This window comes from Porphyromonas bennonis DSM 23058 = JCM 16335, assembly GCF_000375645.1.
Lineage (GTDB): Bacteria > Bacteroidota > Bacteroidia > Bacteroidales > Porphyromonadaceae > Porphyromonas_A > Porphyromonas_A bennonis.
Genome location: NZ_AQWR01000008.1, coordinates 1 through 18,309 on the forward strand (window position 1 = coordinate 1; position 18,309 = coordinate 18,309).

12 protein-coding genes are annotated in these 18,309 nt (G+C 56.5%); 11 read left to right on the forward strand and 1 reads right to left on the reverse strand.

The features are described from left to right. The 8 genes from B088_RS08270 to B088_RS02530 all read left to right on the forward strand — a co-directional run. Positions 1–549 (forward strand): GLPGLI family protein (locus B088_RS08270; RefSeq protein ID WP_018106828.1); only part of this gene is annotated, 549 nt, incomplete at its 5' end. Next, the gene (locus B088_RS02500) at positions 546–3,113 is read left to right on the forward strand and encodes a peptidase associated/transthyretin-like domain-containing protein (RefSeq protein WP_018106829.1); all 2,568 of its coding nucleotides are present in this window, start codon (positions 546–548) and stop codon (positions 3,111–3,113) included. The genes B088_RS08270 and B088_RS02500, both read left to right, overlap by 4 nt. Before the next feature lie 302 nt (positions 3,114–3,415). Beyond that, positions 3,416–4,768, forward strand: coding sequence for a signal recognition particle protein (gene ffh / locus B088_RS02505; protein WP_018106830.1), 1,353 nt, complete (start codon positions 3,416–3,418; stop codon positions 4,766–4,768). 36 nt (positions 4,769–4,804) lie between these two features. Continuing rightward, on the forward strand, positions 4,805–5,704 hold the full coding sequence (locus B088_RS02510; protein ID WP_018106831.1) for a bifunctional 5,10-methylenetetrahydrofolate dehydrogenase/5,10-methenyltetrahydrofolate cyclohydrolase: 900 nt from the start codon (positions 4,805–4,807) through the stop codon (positions 5,702–5,704). 137 nt (positions 5,705–5,841) lie between these two features. Further along, positions 5,842–7,917 (forward strand): HD family phosphohydrolase, encoded by a 2,076-nt coding sequence (locus B088_RS02515; protein ID WP_026170448.1) that lies wholly within the window; start codon positions 5,842–5,844, stop codon positions 7,915–7,917. A gap of 13 nt (positions 7,918–7,930) precedes the next feature. Beyond that, on the forward strand, positions 7,931–8,500 hold the full coding sequence (locus B088_RS02520; protein ID WP_018106833.1) for an RNA polymerase sigma factor: 570 nt from the start codon (positions 7,931–7,933) through the stop codon (positions 8,498–8,500). A gap of 77 nt (positions 8,501–8,577) precedes the next feature. Continuing rightward, positions 8,578–8,991, forward strand: a complete 414-nt coding sequence (locus B088_RS02525; RefSeq protein WP_018106834.1) for a hypothetical protein — start codon at positions 8,578–8,580, stop codon at positions 8,989–8,991. A 26-nt stretch (positions 8,992–9,017) separates the two neighbouring features. After that, positions 9,018–9,506: a hypothetical protein gene (locus tag B088_RS02530; protein ID WP_018106835.1), complete on the forward strand. Its 489-nt coding sequence runs from the start codon at positions 9,018–9,020 to the stop codon at positions 9,504–9,506. A 76-nt stretch (positions 9,507–9,582) separates the two neighbouring features. Here the strand turns inward: B088_RS02530 and B088_RS02535 are convergent, their stop codons facing one another. Beyond that, on the reverse strand, positions 9,583–12,057 hold the full coding sequence (locus B088_RS02535) for a heavy metal translocating P-type ATPase (protein WP_018106836.1): 2,475 nt from the start codon (positions 12,055–12,057) through the stop codon (positions 9,583–9,585). A gap of 442 nt (positions 12,058–12,499) precedes the next feature. Between B088_RS02535 and B088_RS08275 the strand changes: the two genes are divergently transcribed. From B088_RS08275 to B088_RS02550, 3 genes are read left to right on the forward strand one after another with little or no spacing between them, the layout of a single operon-like run. Beyond that, positions 12,500–14,557 carry a DNA/RNA non-specific endonuclease gene (locus B088_RS08275; RefSeq protein WP_081605451.1) on the forward strand — a complete coding sequence of 686 codons (2,058 nt, stop codon included), beginning with the start codon at positions 12,500–12,502 and terminating at the stop codon, positions 14,555–14,557. A 35-nt stretch (positions 14,558–14,592) separates the two neighbouring features. Next, the gene (locus B088_RS02545; protein WP_081605452.1) at positions 14,593–15,513 is read left to right on the forward strand and encodes a fimbrillin family protein; all 921 of its coding nucleotides are present in this window, start codon (positions 14,593–14,595) and stop codon (positions 15,511–15,513) included. Between the two features lie 36 nt (positions 15,514–15,549). Next, on the forward strand, positions 15,550–18,303 hold the full coding sequence (locus B088_RS02550) for a carboxypeptidase regulatory-like domain-containing protein (protein ID WP_026170450.1): 2,754 nt from the start codon (positions 15,550–15,552) through the stop codon (positions 18,301–18,303). Positions 18,304–18,309: the final 6 nt, after the last annotated feature.

The window sequence follows — 18,309 nt, forward strand, 5'->3', positions numbered from 1 at the left end:
AGAGGACAGAGGACACGTATCTTCACCGATCTCGCCGGCAACACCAGGACAGTGTACGAGTTCCCCATGACCCAGATCCACTACGAGGAGCCTCTTCCGGTCGTAACATGGGAGCTGTCAGACGAGGTAAAAGAGGTCAATGGCATCCCCTCCAAGCAGGCGAGGGGCAAGCTCTACGGACGCGAGTGGATCGTCTCCTATGCGACGGATGTCCCTCTGCCTGTGGGACCGTGGAAGCTCACCGGTCTGCCCGGTCTGGTGACAGAGGCGGTCACGACCGACAGTCTCTTCCACTTCACGCTCATCTCCTTTGCCCTCACCCCCGATGACGAGCGTCCTATCATACCATCACCCTCGGCCGCCTCTTCACCATCCAAGAAACAGTCCAAGAAGGAGGTCCTCCACGCCCTACATCAGTGCGCCACCAACAACCGAGCTTGGCTCAAGAAGCTCTACCCCGTGTCCAGCCAGCCTGAGGAGACCCCGGAGGATCTCCGGCGGATGGCACTCGCACGCAAGTCGTACCAGTATATCGAGCGAGCTGAGTGATCCGGAGGCATCTCCTTTTTCTTCTTCTCCTTCCCCTCACCCTGACCATTGCCACCGCTGAGGAGTGGTGTGGAGTGGTCAGGGACGCCGAGACCGGTGAGGGGATATCGACGGTCCAGATCCTTCTGCTCCGTGGTGAGACCAAGGTGATCCGCCAGACGATCAGCCGGGAGGACGGCACTTTCTGTCTCGATCTACCCGACTCCAAGTCCGACCTCACGGTCCGCGCCGCACTGATCGGCTACCGGACGGAGGTGGTTCGCTTAGACACCCTCCTCATGAGAGAGGGAAAAGAGATCCTGCTCCACCGGCAGGACTTCAATCTCCCCGAGGTGCAAGTACGGGCAAAAGCCATCGAGCAGCATGGCGACACGGTCAGCTACCGCACCTCCGCCTTTGCACAAGCGATGGACACCAAGCTGGAGGATGTGCTGGCGCGGCTCCCTGATGTCTCTGTCTCCTCCGGCGGTATGATCTCCTACAAGGGACGAAGCATCAATCGCTTCTACATAGAGAACCTCGACCTCCTCGGCAGTCGATACACCCTTGCCTCGCGTAACATCCGACCTGAGGATGTCGCCTCCGTACAGATCTACGAGCACCACGAGCCGATCAGGCTGCTCAGGGAGCAGAGCCGATCCGACCGCGCTGCACTTAATGTGAAGCTCAAGGAGTCTGCCAAGAAGAGGTGGCTCAGGGACCTAAGCGGTGCTGTCGGCGGCTGGCCGCCGATCGGCAAGGTGAGCGGTTCGCTCATGAACTTCCAGCCCCGGCGGCAGACCATCCTCGTAGCCAAGGGAGACAATACCGGCGATGACATCATCTTCGAGACCCGAGTACAAAACATCGGCATGGGGGTGGTCTTCAACCCCTACCAACTCTCCGGAGGACCGGAGAACCTCTTTGCGGAGCGAAAGATCTACAGCACCTTCTTCGGACGCGATCGAAGGCGCGACAATCAGACCGCCTTCCTCTCCCTCAATCATCTCATCGCCCTGTCCGACAGCGAAACCCTTCGGATCAATCTCAACGGATTCCACGACCGAAACCGACTTAGAGAGGAGCGGGAGAGCCACTACTACGACCCTGCGCTCGGATCGATCGACCTCCGAGAGACCACCGACTACCTCTCGAGGCGCAGCGCGACAGAGAATGAGCTAACCTATGAGCAGAATGGGGAGGAGCTCTATCTCAAGGACATCCTCTCCGTCCGCTACCACCACCTCACCACCGAGGACAACGCTGCCGTCAATGGTCAGCCTCGCACCATCGATATGCTCCTCCCCTCCCTCCGGCTCTCCAATTCGCTCACTGCGAAGAAGTTCCTCGGCGGTCACCTCTACACCGCCGCCCTCGGCATAGGCTATAGTAGCCGTCCTCAGGAGATGACCCTCGCAGGAGAGACTCCCTATCGGCTGCAGTCCGATGACCTCACCGCTGCAGTCGCTCTGGAGGGCTCCTTTGCCATAGGTCATCATCAGCTCTCCCCACAGATCAGAGGCGGCCTGGAGAGCTATGGGCTTAGGATCGGGGAGCAAGAGCAGGATCCCCGTAAGGTCCACAGTAAGGAGCTGACCTCCGACCTTTCTGTAGAGTATCGATACCAGAGTAATGGACTGGAACTGAGGCTCACGCCTGCCCTTAGTGCAAGACTGCAAGATCTCCCCGGTGGGAGACAGCAACACCTCCTCCCCGGCGTCAGCTCCTCGATCAGGTATGACTGGAGGGGTGGGCGGACACTACTCATCTACAGCTTCAGCACCAGCCGACCTGAACTGACTGCCTACTTCCCCCATATGATCCGCGTCGGTCTGACAGACTACCGGGAGGGGATCACGGACCAAGGGGTGACACGCTCGCACAACCTACTGCTCCGACAGGAGGGGACAGCGCCGTGGGATCTCTCCTATGTGCTCACCGGTCGAGGAGGGCATGTGACCGCACCGAGGATCTACAGTCTCTCTGTCAGGGAGGGCAAGAGGATCCGCTCCTACCTCCCACTCGCCCACAGCGCCCTCTCCGGCGGTCTCTCTGCGGAGCTCTCCAAGTACTTCTCTGACCCGATGATCACGCTCAAGGGGACGGTAGGCTGGGACAGCTCCAAGGGCGACACCTACCAGCAGGGACTGATGATTCCCTATAGCGGGTCTGACCTCTCATATGGGGCATCCCTGAGCTGGATGGGAAGCACGCTGATGACCCTCGAGTATGGCATCGAGAGCGACCGATCCCGAGTCCACATCGCGGATAGGGCGACAGACCTCACCACCAAGAGTCTGGAGCAGACACTGCGAGGTACCCTACTCCTCGGCGCGCACTGGGGAGTATCCGCCGACCTCCAGCACCGCTACAGCAGTTCGCCCCTATATGACCCCATCAACCAAGTCTTCCTCGACGGCAAGATCTACTACACGAGGGACAAGCTCCGTCTCCAGATCGACCTCACCAACCTGACCAACGTCCGCTCAGAGTACTACCGCCGGACCGACGGTATCAATAGCAGCAGCCGGCGTACCACTCTCCGCTGTCGGGAGGTGCTTCTTACACTTACCCTCAAGCGGTAGGCCCCCAAGCCCTTGCCGCCGTCCCTCTCCAACCCAATTATTCCAAGAGCAGTTTTTTCTCACGACTTCAGGGTCATAACTAATAGCGGTAATAGAGAAATCTGTTACCGCTATTAGAGAAATCTATTATCGGTATTAGTCACGCCTATTACCGGTAATAGAAATAGCCCAGAAGGTGTGAGGTAACTTCCCTGTGAATCTCAGCCGCATACGGATGATGCTTTTTTGGTAGATTTGCAAGGTTATGGGCGGGCCGATGGCTCGCAATCGATAATAGCTTGTACTAGTAGTAGCAACAACATATGTTTGAAAGTCTATCGGACCGACTTCTTGAGTCCTTTAAGAACCTTAAGGGTGAGGGATCCATCACAGAGCTTAATGTCGCTGACACCGTCAAGGACATACGTAAAGCCTTGCTGGAGGCGGATGTCAATTACTCCGTCGCCTCCGACTTTACGAAGAGAGTCCTCGACCAGGCGATGGGCGAGAAGGTGGTCTCCTCCATCAAGCCGGGGCAGAAGCTGGTCCAGATCGTCCACAACGAGCTGACGCTCTGCATGGGCGGCGCTGAAGAGGAGCTGAAGACCGATGCGGACCCCAATATCATCCTAATGTCGGGTCTGCAAGGCTCAGGTAAGACCACATTTGCCGGCAAGCTCGCCAATATGCTGCACAAGAAGAAGGGACTGAAGCCTCTTCTTGTCGCCGGGGACGTTTATCGTCCGGCTGCCATCGAGCAGCTGAAGGTGATCGCCGCTCAGATCGGCATACCGGTATACAGCGAGGAGGGCAATCAGGATCCGGTGGCAATCGCTGAGCGGGCGCTCGCCTTTGCGAAGATGAACGGTCGCGACACGATCATCATCGATACTGCCGGCCGCCTCGCCGTGGATGACGTGCTGATGACCGAGATCGCCAATATCAAGGCGGCGGTCAGACCGACGCAGATCCTCTTCGTCGTCGACTCGATGACGGGACAGGATGCGGTGAATACGGCGAAGGAATTCAATGACCGGCTCGACTTCGACGGCGTAGTGCTGACAAAGCTGGACGGTGATACCCGAGGTGGTGCTGCACTCTCGATCCGCACGGTGGTCGACAAACCGATCCTCTTCATCGGTACGGGAGAGAAGATGGAGGCAATCGACGTCTTTTACCCCACCCGTATGGCGGACCGCATCCTCGGGATGGGCGATGTCGTCTCCCTCGTCGAGCGGATGGAGCAGCAGTACGATGAGAAGAAGGCTGCTCAGCTGGAGAGCAAGATCAGGAAGAATAAGTTTGACTTCGACGACTTCCTTGATCAGATCCAGCAGATCAAGAAGATGGGCAACCTCAAGGATCTCTTGGCTATGATCCCCGGTGTCGGCAGTGCGATCAAGGATCTCGACGTGGACGACAGTGCCTTCAGCGGCATCGAGGCAATAATCCGCTCGATGACGCCCGAGGAGCGCGCCAATCCTGACATCATCAACGCTGAGCGGCGGAAGCGTATCGCTGCAGGTAGCGGGAAGGACATACAGGAGGTGAATCGCCTGATCAAGCAATTTAACTCCGCCAAGAAGATGATGAAGAAGATGAGCAGCCTCGGTCTCAATGGCAAGGGCGCTCCCTCTATGGCTCAGATGCGACAGCAGATGAGAGGCGGCAGATGAGATAATCACTTTTTACCAAAATAGTCACACAACATTATGGAAACACCCTACACACTGCTCGATGGCAAGGAGATCAATCGGCAGATGAGAGAGGAGATCAAGGCAGAGGTGGAGAAGATGGTCGCCGAGGGACACAAGTCTCCCCGACTGATCGCCGTCCTCGTCGGCCACGATGGTGGCAGCGAGACCTACGTGCACAATAAGATGATCACCTGCGAGGCGTGCGGGATCCGCAGCGAGACCCTGCGCTTCGAGGCAGACATCACGGAGGAGGAGCTGCTCAAGGAGGTCGCAAAGCTCAATGCGGACGACGACCTCGACGGCTTCATCGTCCAGCTGCCACTGCCTAAGCATATCGATGCGCAGAAGGTGATCGAGGCGATTGACCCCAAAAAGGACGTAGACGGCTTCCACCCGACCAATGTCGGTAAGCTCTCCATCGGACTGCCGGGCTTTGTCTCCGCCACCCCCTTCGGCATCTGCGAGCTGCTGAGGCGGTACAACATCAGCACCGATGGTAAGCACGTAGTGGTGCTGGGCCGGAGCGACATCGTCGGTAAGCCGGTGGCACAGCTGCTGCTTCACAAGGACAATCCCGGCAATGCGACCGTGACGGTCTGCCACAGCCACACGAAGGACATCGCCTTCTACACCCGTCATGCCGACGTGATCATCGCCGCCCTGGGTCAGCCCCACTTCGTCAAGGCCGATATGGTCAAGGAGGGCGCTGTAGTGATCGATGTAGGCACGACCCGTGTACCGGATGCCTCGAGAGCGAAGGGCTTCCGCCTCTGTGGTGACGTAGACTTTGACAACGTCGCACCGAAGTGCTCCTACATCACCCCCGTGCCGGGAGGTGTGGGCCCGATGACGATCATCGCACTGCTTCATAACACCCTCCTCGCCGCTCGGCGCAATAGGGGGCTCGAGAAGTAAGTCCCGAACTTTGCCTTGAGGGAAGCAATACTTGTAATGCACGATTAGGAGAAAGAGGGATGACCGAGGTCATGCGGGAGACTCCCCATCAGACATCGGTCATCTCCTCCTTATTACACGCCAGCTCATCAGATGATATGAAGAAGGTACATCGCACCACCGCTCTCTGGACGTTCGTCGCCATCCTTGCCACGGCGGCGATCCTGGCACTGTGCTACCCGGGAGGTCAGTCACACTTCAAGTACAAGTATGCGGTCAATCAGCCCTGGCGCTATCAGGACGTGCTGATCGCTCCATACGACTTCGAGGTGAGGAAGAGTCCGGAGGCGGTACAGCAGGAGCAGGCTTACATAGAGGCACACAAGGATCTCTACTTCTCATATAATAAAGAGGTGTACGGGCAGCAGAAGAATCAGCTGCTCGAGGCCTATCACGATGCTAAGCTGCCCCGGGTGATCATGGAGCACAGCAGCTACGTCGCCTATCTGCTGAGAGAGCTGGAGCACTTCTACGACCTCGGCATGGTGGATCCGACGGAGGTGGAGCAGCTCTCTGACTCCGCCAAGGTCTTTGTGATCGGCAAGGACAATGTGGCTCGGGAGCGCCAGCTCTCGGACCTGATTACGACGACGGAGGCATACGACTCGATCATAGCTAAGGCTCCCAAGGGGCTCGACAGCCTCACGCTGCGTCAGGCAGACCTGACGGCGCTGCTGATGCCCAATGTGATCTACGACACCGATCAGACGAGCCGTATGGCGGACGCCCGCATCGCGTCAATCAATGAGGTGCTGGGGGTGGTCTTCAAGGGAACGAAGATCGTCGGCCTCGGCGAGATGGTCACCCCCGAGATCTACCAGCAGCTCAAGGGGTATGAGGCAGCCTACAACGAGTATGCCCGAAGTACGTCAGACATAGTGATCATCCGGCTGGGGCTTCTGGCACTGATCGCCGGCACGCTCCTGGGACTCTACTTCTACCTCCGGATCGCCCGTCCTGACCTGATGAGTGAGCGACGCAACAGGTTCTTTTTACTCCTACAGGTACTTCTCTTCCCAGCAGCCTCCTACCTACTGGCTCCGATCTCACCGATGGTGGTCTATGTGATCCCCTACTGTATGGTGCTGATCCTGACTCGAGTGGTGATGGACGGGCGCACTGCCTTGGTGACCTTTATCACGGCCGTGCTCCTCAGCACCCTCGTGGTGCCTGATGCCGCCCTCTTCCTCCTACTCCAGGTGATCAGCGGGGCGGTAGTACTGGCGACGCTGTCTGACATTTCTCAGAGGCGAGACCTGATCTACTCCGCGGTGTGGGTGCCCTTTGTCCAGATCGCCGTCTACACCGCCTACACGCTTGCTATGGAGGGGACGCTTGCGGGTTTTGATATCAATCTGGTGTGGTACTTTGCGATCGGCTTCATCTTCCTGATGTTCTCTTATCCACTCCTCTATATGGTGGAGAAGGTCTTTGGCTACATCACGCCGATCAGCCTCGTGGAGCTGGGTGACATCAGCAAGCCGCTCCTCAAGAGGGAGAGCGAGGTGGCTCCGGGGACCTTCCAGCACGTGCTCAATGTCTCGATACTCAGCACCGCCGCGATCTCCAAGATCGGTGGCAACGTGCAGCTGACCCGCACCGGCGCACTCTACCACGATATCGGGAAGATGAAAAACCCGATCTACTTCACGGAGAACCAGGGCGGAGAGAATAATCCCCACTTCAAGCTCCGCCCCGAGGAAAGCGCCAAAATCATCATCAGCCACGTCACGGACGGGGTGGAGATGGCTCGTAATGCGAAGCTCCCCGAGCAGATCATCGACTTTATCCGTACACACCATGGTCTCGGGATGACGAAGTACTTCTACATCCAGTACTGTAATGAGCACCCGGGTGAGGTGGTGGACGAGAGTATGTTCCGCTACCCGGGACCCAACCCCTGGACACGCGAGCAGGGCGTGATGATGCTGGCGGATCAGGTGGAGGCCTCATCCCGCAGCCTCAAGGAGATGAATGAGGAGATCCTCACCAATCACATCGACAAGATCGTCGATGGCATTGTTAGTGGTGGTTACCTGCGGAATACTCCACTGACACTTAAGGACATCGAGATGATCAAGCAGGTCTTCCTCGATAAGCTCCGGACGATGAACCACTCTCGGATCAAGTACCCTGAGCTGAATAAGGAGGCCAAGGCTGCCCAAGCCAAGTGAGCCCGACACGCCCTTGAAGATCAGTCCTGACATACCCGAGGAGGAGCTGATAGAGCTCGCAAGACAGCCGGAGACCCAAGAGGAGGCCTTCCGCCTCATCGTCGACCGCTACTCGCCGATGCTCTACGCTGTGATCCGTCGTGTGCTCATCACCCACGACGACACCAATGACGCCCTGCAAAATACGCTGATCAAGGTGTGGAAAAACCTTGGTCGCTTCGAGGGCAAGTCCAAGCTCACCACCTGGATGTACACCATTGCACTCAATGAAGCACGCTCGCTCCTCAGGCGAAACCGACCCGAGCGTCAGTTGCCCATGGAGACCGATACCTACAGCCTCGCTGAGACGCTGACCAGCGATCCTTACTTCGATGGCGATGAGGCGGAGATCCAGTTAATGGAGGCGATAGAGAAACTCCCCGAGAAGCAGAGGACAACCTTTGAGCTACGGTACTTCGAGGAACTGCCCTATGCCGAGATCTCGGAGATCACCGGCACCAGTGTCGGGGCGCTTAAGGCAAATTATCACCACGCCACTCAGAAGCTGTATAAGTATCTGGGTGTGGTGGAGGATGAGGATTAAACTTTTCTCCCTACGGAGGATCTCACAAATGTACCGGGTAACCAAGAGATACGATTAGAAAAGTCTATCAGATAAATATGAGTATAAAGAAGACTCCCCTAAGAAGCCGCAATATCATTAAGTTCAACGACCCCGCACGGCACTTCTCTGTACCCGATGGGTACTTCGAGGGACTGGCGGATCGCGTCAAGCAACGGATTGAGACGATAGAGCGAGTGGAGGAGCGACTGAATCACCGTAACCGAAGCGAGAGACGGAGGTCCCGCAGGCGCCTCTACATAGCCGTCGCCTCTGTGGTGGCGGTGCTGCTCGCCGTCCCGCTGGTCTATACCACCGGTATCGTGAAGATCCAGGACGAGGAGACGACGCTCTCGGGACGCAATGACGACCTGGAGCGCTACGAGCAGTACAGCGACCAGGACTACAGGGACTACCTCTCCGAAGACATAGCAGACGACTATTACCTCGATGCTACCTACGGCAGCCTCTGATCTCACAGCTCACCCACACCATTCCCATGAATAGACTAATACTCACCCTTATATTCCTCTTTCTCCTCCTTCCCCTGTCACTCTGCAAGGCTCACGGCAGCGCCATGGCACAGTTAGCACCGCAGCGGGTAACCGCCGGAGCCTCAGCAGATGTCATCCCTAAGGCGGAGCAGATACGTCAGGAGTGCGTAGCCTACGTGGTCCGCACCTGTCGACTCAATGCGGATGAGGAGAAAGCTCTGGACACCGAGCTGGCACGCTATGACCGAAAGAAGATGATCCTCTGGAAAGAGCGAGCAGAGCTCCTTGAGCTGCTTGAGGATGAAGACCTGAGCGACTATAAGTATGGGAAGACGCTGGAGAGGGTACTCAATCTGGACGTCGAGCTGAAGAAGTGTCGCCTGCACCTGTATCTCTCACTGAAGCCATACTTCCAGAATAAAAAACTCGGCGAGATCTACATCGCCATCAAGGACTTCAAGCAGGACTTCTCCACCAGACAGGGAGAGCTATAAAGTCACGTTACTATACAGTCCAGCCCGGCAGCTGCTTTCCGCAGTTGCCGGGCTGGACTTTTTTATTAACAGGGGCTCAGAGACGAACTGACCTAAGTCGGAGTGAATTGAGTACTACCAATATGGAGCTGAAGGCCATAGCCGCAGCTGACACCGCCGGATCGATCACCACAGAGGAGAAAAGCCCCGCTGCAAGAGGTATCGCCACGATGTTGTAGATCGATGCCCAGAGGAAATTCTCGTAGATGATCCGTACGGTCGACTTGGAGAGATGAATGGCACGCTCGATGGCAAAGGGAGAGTTACCGAGTGCCGTCACCTGCGCCACGTCCGTTGCGATATCGCTACCATTCCCCATCGCTATGCTCAAGTCGGCAGAGGCGAGCGCCGGAGAGTCATTGATCCCATCACCCACCATGGCGACCACTTTCCCATCCTTCCGAAGTTCATCGATGTAGCTCTTCTTATCAAGCGGCAGCATACCGCCCTGTGCCCTCTCTATACCGAGAGGAGCGGCTATGGCATCGACCCGAGCCTGTGTGTCGCCCGAGAGGAGGTGCAGCTCGACGCCGGTACGCTCACGCAGACGACTGAGAGCTATCTCCGCCTCCGAGTGAAGCTTATCCTCCAGGACGAGCAGAGCGAGCAGATCCCCATCGCATGTATAGTAGATAAAGGTGCCATCCGGATGACGACTCTCCAGCTGCTGCATCTCCTCCGTCAGCTCAGGGTCACCGACAAATCGTCTCTGACCCGCCCGATAAGTCTTCCCCAGGTATTCGAAGGAGATCCCCCCCCCGGCCGTTTCGGTCACCTCCACCGGCAGATCCTCCTCTACTCGATGACCGTAGCGGGAGACAATCGCACTCGCAAGCGGGTGGGAGGACTTCTCCTCTGCCTGCACGAGGAGTGACTTCTGGAGGTGATTATCCTCAGTCGTCCACGTTGCCTGAACCACCTTGGGTCGCCCGACAGTGATGGTCCCGGTCTTATCGAGCACGACATCAGTTACCTTCCCCAGCTGCTCCAGCGCGACAGCATCCTTGATCAGGAGGCCATTGCGCGAGGCCTTACCCATGGCGACGGTAATGGCGGTGGGTGTAGCCAGACCGAGAGCACAGGGGCAGGCGATCACCAAGACACTGATGGCATGATCCAGCCCCCTCAGCCACGGCTCCGGGGCATCAGAGCAGAGCCCCCAGAGGCAGAGTGTCAGGAGCGCGATGACCAGCACAGCAGGGACAAAGATCGAGGCTATCCTGTCCGCGATCCTCTGTATCGGCGCCTTGCTTGCCTGAGCTCGACGGACGGTAGCGATGATGCGGCCGAGAAGCGTCTTCCGCCCGACCTGAGTGGCTCGTAGCGTGGCAGCTCTGCCAACGGAGAGCGATCCGGAGAAGACCTCATCTCCTGCTACCTTCTCGACCGGAATAGGCTCGCCCGTAATACTGCTCTCGTCAAACGCACCCTCCGAGAGAAGGACACCATCCACAGGTACTCGATCCCCCTTGCGGAGCATGACCTCATCCCCTACCCTCAGCTCCTTGATATCGCGTCGAACGAAGTCTTCTCCTACCCTCACCAGCGCCTCTTGTGGTGCGAGAGACATCAGCTTACGGATGGAGTCGGTGGTCCGTCGCTTGGCACGCTCCTCTATATATCGTCCAAGGAGGATAAAGGTCATAATCATCCCGATGACATCAAAGTAGGTATGCATCAGTCCGACTTGTGCCGGCTCCTCGACAAATATGAAGCGGATGGTACTGTAGACAAAGGCGACCGTCGTACTTATGGCGATGAGCGTGTCCATAGTAAAGGTCCCCTTGGTAAGCTGCTTGACAGCCCTGACGAAGTAATCCCCTGCGGCATAGACATAGATGATCGCTCCGACGGCAAAGGAGAGAATGTAGGTAAGCTTAGGGGAGATCCCAAGACTCTCGTAGGTCATCATCAGTCCCATAGCGAGGAGCGCCAGCACAGCAGTGATGACCAACTTACGGAGCAAAAGGCGGAGGGCGCTCTCCTGTGAGATCATCAGCTCCCGATCCTGCAGTTCCGTATCCTCATCGATCAGCATGTCATAGCCGATGGACCGAACAGCCTCCCGAAGCTTTACTGGTGAGGTCTCTCGATCATCGTAGGAGATGAGCGTCCGTCCCTCCATCAGATTGACCTCCGCCTCGCGCACGCCTTTCGTCTTGAGGAGCTGCTCCTGCACCGCACTGACGCAAGAAGCACAGTGCATCCCGGTCACGGTGAAGAGGCGCTTCTGCGAGACCTCAGACGTATCAGTGGGATGAGATGGAGCGGACTTGTCTTCAGCTGAGTGACCCGCCCCTGAGAGCACCAGCGTGTACCCGGCATCCCGGACAGCAGCAGCCAGCTCATCCTCATTGGTCACATCGTCATCGTAGTTAATGGTGACACATCCCTCATCCAGAGCGACCTGTGCAGACTCAACTCCCGAGAGCCTCTCGAGAGCCTCTCGGACATTCTTCGCACATCCCTCGCACATCATTCCCTCCACCTTATACTTTATAGCTTTTCTCATAGGATACCGTCTCTCTTCATTAGTCTTGTCTTACAAATGTACACAAAAGTCCTGCCGTTTCTACATAAGAAGTCAGGGCAATTGCGCTTGAACCACTGGCAGATCCCTGGAACTAATATCGGTATTAGTCCTGACTATTACCGGTAATAGATGACACTAATACCGGTAATAGTTGAGTCTAATACCGGTATTAGTGAGCGTTGATCGCCACCTACTGATTACCAGCGAAGTGTGAGCATCAGCCCGGACTATGACTTTTGTTGCTTATGATGCCTGGTAATTGCGTATTAAGACGGTCTGAATTGTTGCGCAAGTATTACTGTGATGAGCTAAAGCGGGCGACTCCGGATCGGAATGATCGCCGACTGCAAGTGGAAACTTAGGTCAATAATCGGTACCTTTGAGCATCACCATTTGATCACTTCATCACACCTCAATAGTAATGAAAGGAAAAATCCTCAACCGTCTATCATCTCCGGGACTATCAATAGCCGTAGCGATGCTGATGGTCCTCGGGTACTCCTGTTCTCACAGAGACACAGGAGAGACCTTGCCTCAGACCGATGGATTGCAGTACAGAGCTGGCTTTCAGTCGGGTCACACTAAGTGGCAGATAAATGATCAGATGGGGGTGACCTCCTTCATAAGTGGGAGTGTTCGGGAGGACAATGTCCTGTACTTGGCACAGACGGAGGATGGCATCTTCGGCTCTGTCACCCCGATACAGACTTCGCACTCCTTACAGGAGAAGATCATTGCCTACTACCCATATAATTCGGCGGTATCGGAGGGGCTGATCCCAATGAGCTATACCTCACAGAGGGAGGGCAAGGCACCGGATTACTTCTACGGACTTCTCAGCAGCACGCCCTCCGGAGAGCGTGACTACCCTACGGTCTCACTCCGACGTATCAATGCCCTCCTGCAGATAGTGATCACTGCTTCTCCTGACTTTGGGGATCTGTCGCACCTTCAGGTCGAGATGACCGATGTGCCCCTCTCAGGCTGCTTTGATATGAAGTCCGGTCACTTCTCCTCGAGGGGAGCGGTGGGGACCCTTCCCCTTGCGGTCACCGGCAGACGTGGATCTGCAGTAGCAGCGGCGGTGGTCATTCCTGACGTAAATTATGGCGAGGTGGTGGTAAAGCTCACCTATAACGGACGCTCTGCCGAGTGGCACCCAACACCCTATCAGGGTAAGAGGGGGGAGGTAGCCTCGTACCATCTGACGCTCTCCGGCTCCGGAAGAGGAATCTATGTGACAGAGACCAAGGGTCCGGGAGAGCTGCCCACAGAGGCACCCGAGGGTCCTATTGTCCTGACTCCGGACGGGCTCATAGGCGAGCGTTATGATCCCTATGATCCTAAGTATGGGGCAAAGCCGGTGGATCCGACAGCAGGGATAGACCCTACGCAGCCCTCTCCCACCCAGCCCTCTGTCAATGACAGGGAAGATGTCCCGATAAGTCCGAGCGCCGGCGTCGACCCTCTTGACCCGGCAGATATGGACCCCTCGATCAAGGGAGACGAGACTCCGTCTGAGGGTGTTCCGATTGACCCAAGTACCGGAGAGGTGATTCCCCTCAATCCCGGAGGAGACTTTACCGTAAAGGATCAGGAGGATGTGCCGATCGATCCCTCCACTCCGGGTATCGACCCTACTGATCCTGACGAGCACACACCGGGCGTGGATCCCAATGACCCTCTGGGCAACGTCCGACCGGGAGTGGTGGCTCAGTACCGGGAGGAGGCTGTCGTCCGTGATGCAAACCTACTGGATCACGCCATCTTTGTCCGTCATATGGCACCGGACTCGTGGTTTGCCGATGGTGGTAGCGGCACGAGACGAAATTACTCCATCCTCTTTGACACAAAGAATCACAGCCCCAGATATGTTGCCTTCCCGATGTATCCCGGCGTAATAGGTAGTGCTAAGAGGACCAATCAGTGGGACTTCGATCCTGAGCTATCGACCACGGTCCAGCCACAGCTCTATAAGTCTTATCTCGGGCACTGGTCCAGAGGACACATGCTGGCCAGTAGCTCCAGGACGGCATCCAGGAGGCTTAATGCGACCACCTTCTACTTCACCAATATGATCCCTCAAAACCAGGATCAGAATGGAGGGCAGTGGAATCAGCTGGAGAATAAGGAGCGCGCCTGGGCTCAGCAGGTCTCCAAGTACGACACCCTGTACGTCGTCTGCGGTCCCGTGTATAGCAAGGAGCCGCTACAGATGACCAAGGATCGCGCGGGGAAGCAAATCCCCGTACCGGATGCCACCTACAAGGTCTTCCTCCGGCAGGAGAAGTCTACAGGAAACTGGCACAGCATCGGCTTTATTATGCCCAACAGATCCCTCTCTGGGACGAAGTATGACGCATACGCCGTGCCGGTGTCCGAGGTGGAGCGTCAGACGGGACTCCAGTTCTTTACCCACCTCCCCAAGAATAAGGCGGTGGGCATTAAGTCACAGAATGACCCCTCGCACTGGCGTTAGTTATAGAAGTCACGACAAGTAATAACGAATACACTATGATACATCACTCGACTCTGCGTACACTCATAGTAGCGATGTGCGCACTCACACTGGGGCTCTCCTCCTGCTGTAGAGGACCGGAGCACTGCTCCGCAGGCTGTACGCCCGATGATCCGGAGGATCCATACGTCCTAAGGGCCGGTAACCTGAGGGTGGTCGGTATCCTCAGAGACTATGATCCCTCCACTGGTATAATCAGTCCCAGCTGGCGAGATCGTGATGCCATCGGTATCTCAGCCATCTCAGGCGGAGTTGCACTGGACACAAATGTCAAGTACACAACTATGCGCTCCCTCGGCAATCACTTCGTCGCTGCCACACGAGGCATACGACTCGGAGAGAGCGAGAGCTGTGACCTGATTGCATACTACCCATACAGCGAAGCACTACAGGAGGGTAATCTCCTGCCGGTGTCGACGACTTCGCCGCTCTACCTCTCTCGCATCAAGACCGGTGTAACCGCCGATGCAGAGGCTGTGCTGGAGCTCCACCCTGTACTCTCCCCCTTACTGATCAAACTCTCAGGGGTAGACCTCAGAGGGGCAAAGCTCGAGCTGAAGAGAGTAGCCAAGTCGGGGAAGGTGAACGTAACGGACGGCACGATGATCATTAGCGAGGAGAAGGGGGTCATTAACGCTCCACTCTCAGTGTCCGGGGACAATGCCGGGACCGCTTTTCTGCGTCTGATCCCCGGGCAAAGCCTCAAGGGGATGACCCTGAGGATCGTTACATCTCAGTATGTTTTTTCCTATCTCATCACACAAGACATAGAGCTGAAGAGTGGTGAGCCCAATATCATCGAGCTAAAGCTGATGGATGATGGCGGCACCACCTCCGGCACTGTCACCACCTCCGATGGGACGATCCTTCCGATGGAGGATGTGGTCATAGATGCCGGCACCATCCATGTCGACTGAATACCTTAGCTCTGTCAATCAGTGAATCAAGAATATATGTTTAGACGAAAATTAGCAGCGGGACTCGCTATCATACTGGCACTAGCCGGAGTATCCCATGCATCTGCCCAGGAGACAGCTACCGAGCCTGTGGTCATCGGTCGCGTCGTGGATGCGGAGGGAGGTGACCCCGTCGCAGGCGTACGAGTCCATCTCGAGCAAAGCGGTCTGTCGTGGATTACTGCATCGGACGGACGCTTTAGGTTTGTCGTTCCCGCCCCTGGTACAGATCGGCTGACATTGTCGGGTCATGAGATTACTACTCGGAGTCTCGATGTGAGCATTTCCCCTCACGGGGTGACCGATCTCGGGGATCTCACCGTATCGGTAACGATTATGGAGGCTGACCAGTCCCTCGTGGGTGTGGTCGATGCCTTAGAGCTGGGAGAGTCGGGTAATGATCAGACGATCAGCCCGACCGTCATTCTCTCTAATGATATTTTCCTGAAGAAAGCCGGATTCAACTTCTCCCAATTCCGTTACCGCACTCGCGGCTACGACAGTCGCTACGAGCAACGGTACATCAATGGCGTGGCATTCAACGATCTCGCCCGAGGAGTCTTCAACTACTCCTCCATCGGTGCAATCAATGACCTGACGAAGAATGGTAATGCGATCAATTACGTGGGAGCGTCGGACTTCTCATTCGGGGACCTGGGTGGCTCACAGAACATCAACATGCGTCCGTCCGGCTACAGTCGCGGCGGGAAGCTGACGCTCTCAGGGACAAATCGCAACTACTACGCCCGCACAATGATCAGCTACAATACCGGTCTGATGGATAATGGCTGGGCATTTACCGGACTCCTTGGAGGACGATATGCCCACGAGGGAGTGGTAGAGGGGACCTTCTATAAGAACCTCTCCTACGCTCTTGGGGCTGAGTACCGGTGGGACGAGGGACGTCACGCACTCAGTCTGATCACCTTCGGATCCCCTGTCCGTCGTGGTCAGCAGGGAGCCTCAGTCGATGAGGCAGTGCAGCTCGCGGGATGCTACACCTATAACCCCAACTGGGGCTGGCAGGATGGCAAGAAGCGTAACTCTCGGGTCGTCACCTCCTACGATCCCACAGCGATCCTTACCTACGACTGGAAGCCTGACATGCTCACCAGCTGGACCACCGCCGTGGGCGTCCACCACAGCCACTACCAGAAGACGTCGCTCGACTGGTTTAATGGTGCCGACCCACGCCCGGACTACTATCGCTATCTGCCCTCCTACTTTACCGGGTCGCCCGATGTGCAGGACTACTACCGCTATCTCTGGCAGTCCGGTCGCACGTCGCAGATCGACTGGGACCGTCTCTATCAGATCAATGAGCTGAGCAATAGGACCGGCGACGGCTCCGCAGTGTACATGGTTCAGGGACGAAATAATGATCTCCTCGAGGTGTCGCTCAACTCGACCCTCACCAAGCAGATCACCTCTACCCTCAAGGTCTCTGGTGGCGTCGGCTACCGGTACGGGCACGCGCACCAGTACCAGACCGTGGAGGACCTGATGGGTGCTCAGTATGCCCGTGATGTGGATAAGTTTGCCGAGCGAGACTTCCCCGGCGACCACGACCGAATCCAGAATGACCTCAATCGTCCGGACAGACGAGTCTACGAGGGCGATGTCTTCGGTTACGACTATGGCCACGACCTCCACTCTGCTGAGGCGTGGGTACAGAATAGCCACACCTGGGCGCACCTCGACCTCTACTATGGTGGTCGTATCGCCTACACGAATATGCTGCGTGAGGGATATATGCGCAACGGTCGCTATCCCGACAGCTCTTATGGCAAGGGAAAGTCCTACAGCTTCGTCACCGGGGATGCCAAGGTCGGCTTCAACTATAAGTTTAATGGACACCACTTCCTTCTCGGAAATGCGGTCTACCAGTCTCGTCCGCCACTGGTCTGGGATATGTACGTCAATCCTAATGTCACCGATCTCACGGTCGATGACCTCAAACCGGTCAGTGATGCCTCTGTAGACCTCAGCTACGTCTTCTCCACGCCTCGCGTGTCGGGTCGTCTGGGGCTCTTCTACACCAAGTTCTGGGACGACATGCGCAAGATCGCCTACTACAACGACGTGGAGCGCACCTTCGTCTACCACACCCTCTACGATATGGAGAAGGTGCATCGTGGCATCGAGGCGGGTATCAATGTGAAGGCTACCGACGCACTCAGCTTTGACCTCGTCGGGACGGTCTCCCAGTACTTCTATGCCAATGACCCGATGGGGGTAATGAACTCGACCAACGGCAAGATCCGGAATCGCGAGGAGAAGGTCTATATGAAAAACCTCTACCTCGGAGGGATGCCGCAGATGGTCGGCACTGTCGGGATCAATTACTTCATCAATTACTGGTTCCTCAATCTTAATGTCAATGGCTTCGGCTACAACCACATTGACCCCGCGCCTATCCGTCGTCTCGCCTCCAATTATACCGGAGTCCGCCCCGAGGGCGTCCCGGGACACAATCCGGAGGAGTACGCTGCCTTCAAGAGCATCACTACTCAGGAGCGCTTCAAGGGTGGCTGCACCCTCGATCTAAGCATCGGCAAGATCATCTACCTCCCCGGACGACAGAGGATCAATCTCAACCTCTCTGTCCAGAACCTTACCAACCGCCGGGACATCATCACCGGTGGATACGAGCAGGGACGTATCAATCTGAAGAACCCTGAGCGATTCGGTAATAAGCACTACTACATGCAGGGCATTAACCTCTTCTTCAATGCCGGCTACATCTTTTAATCACCA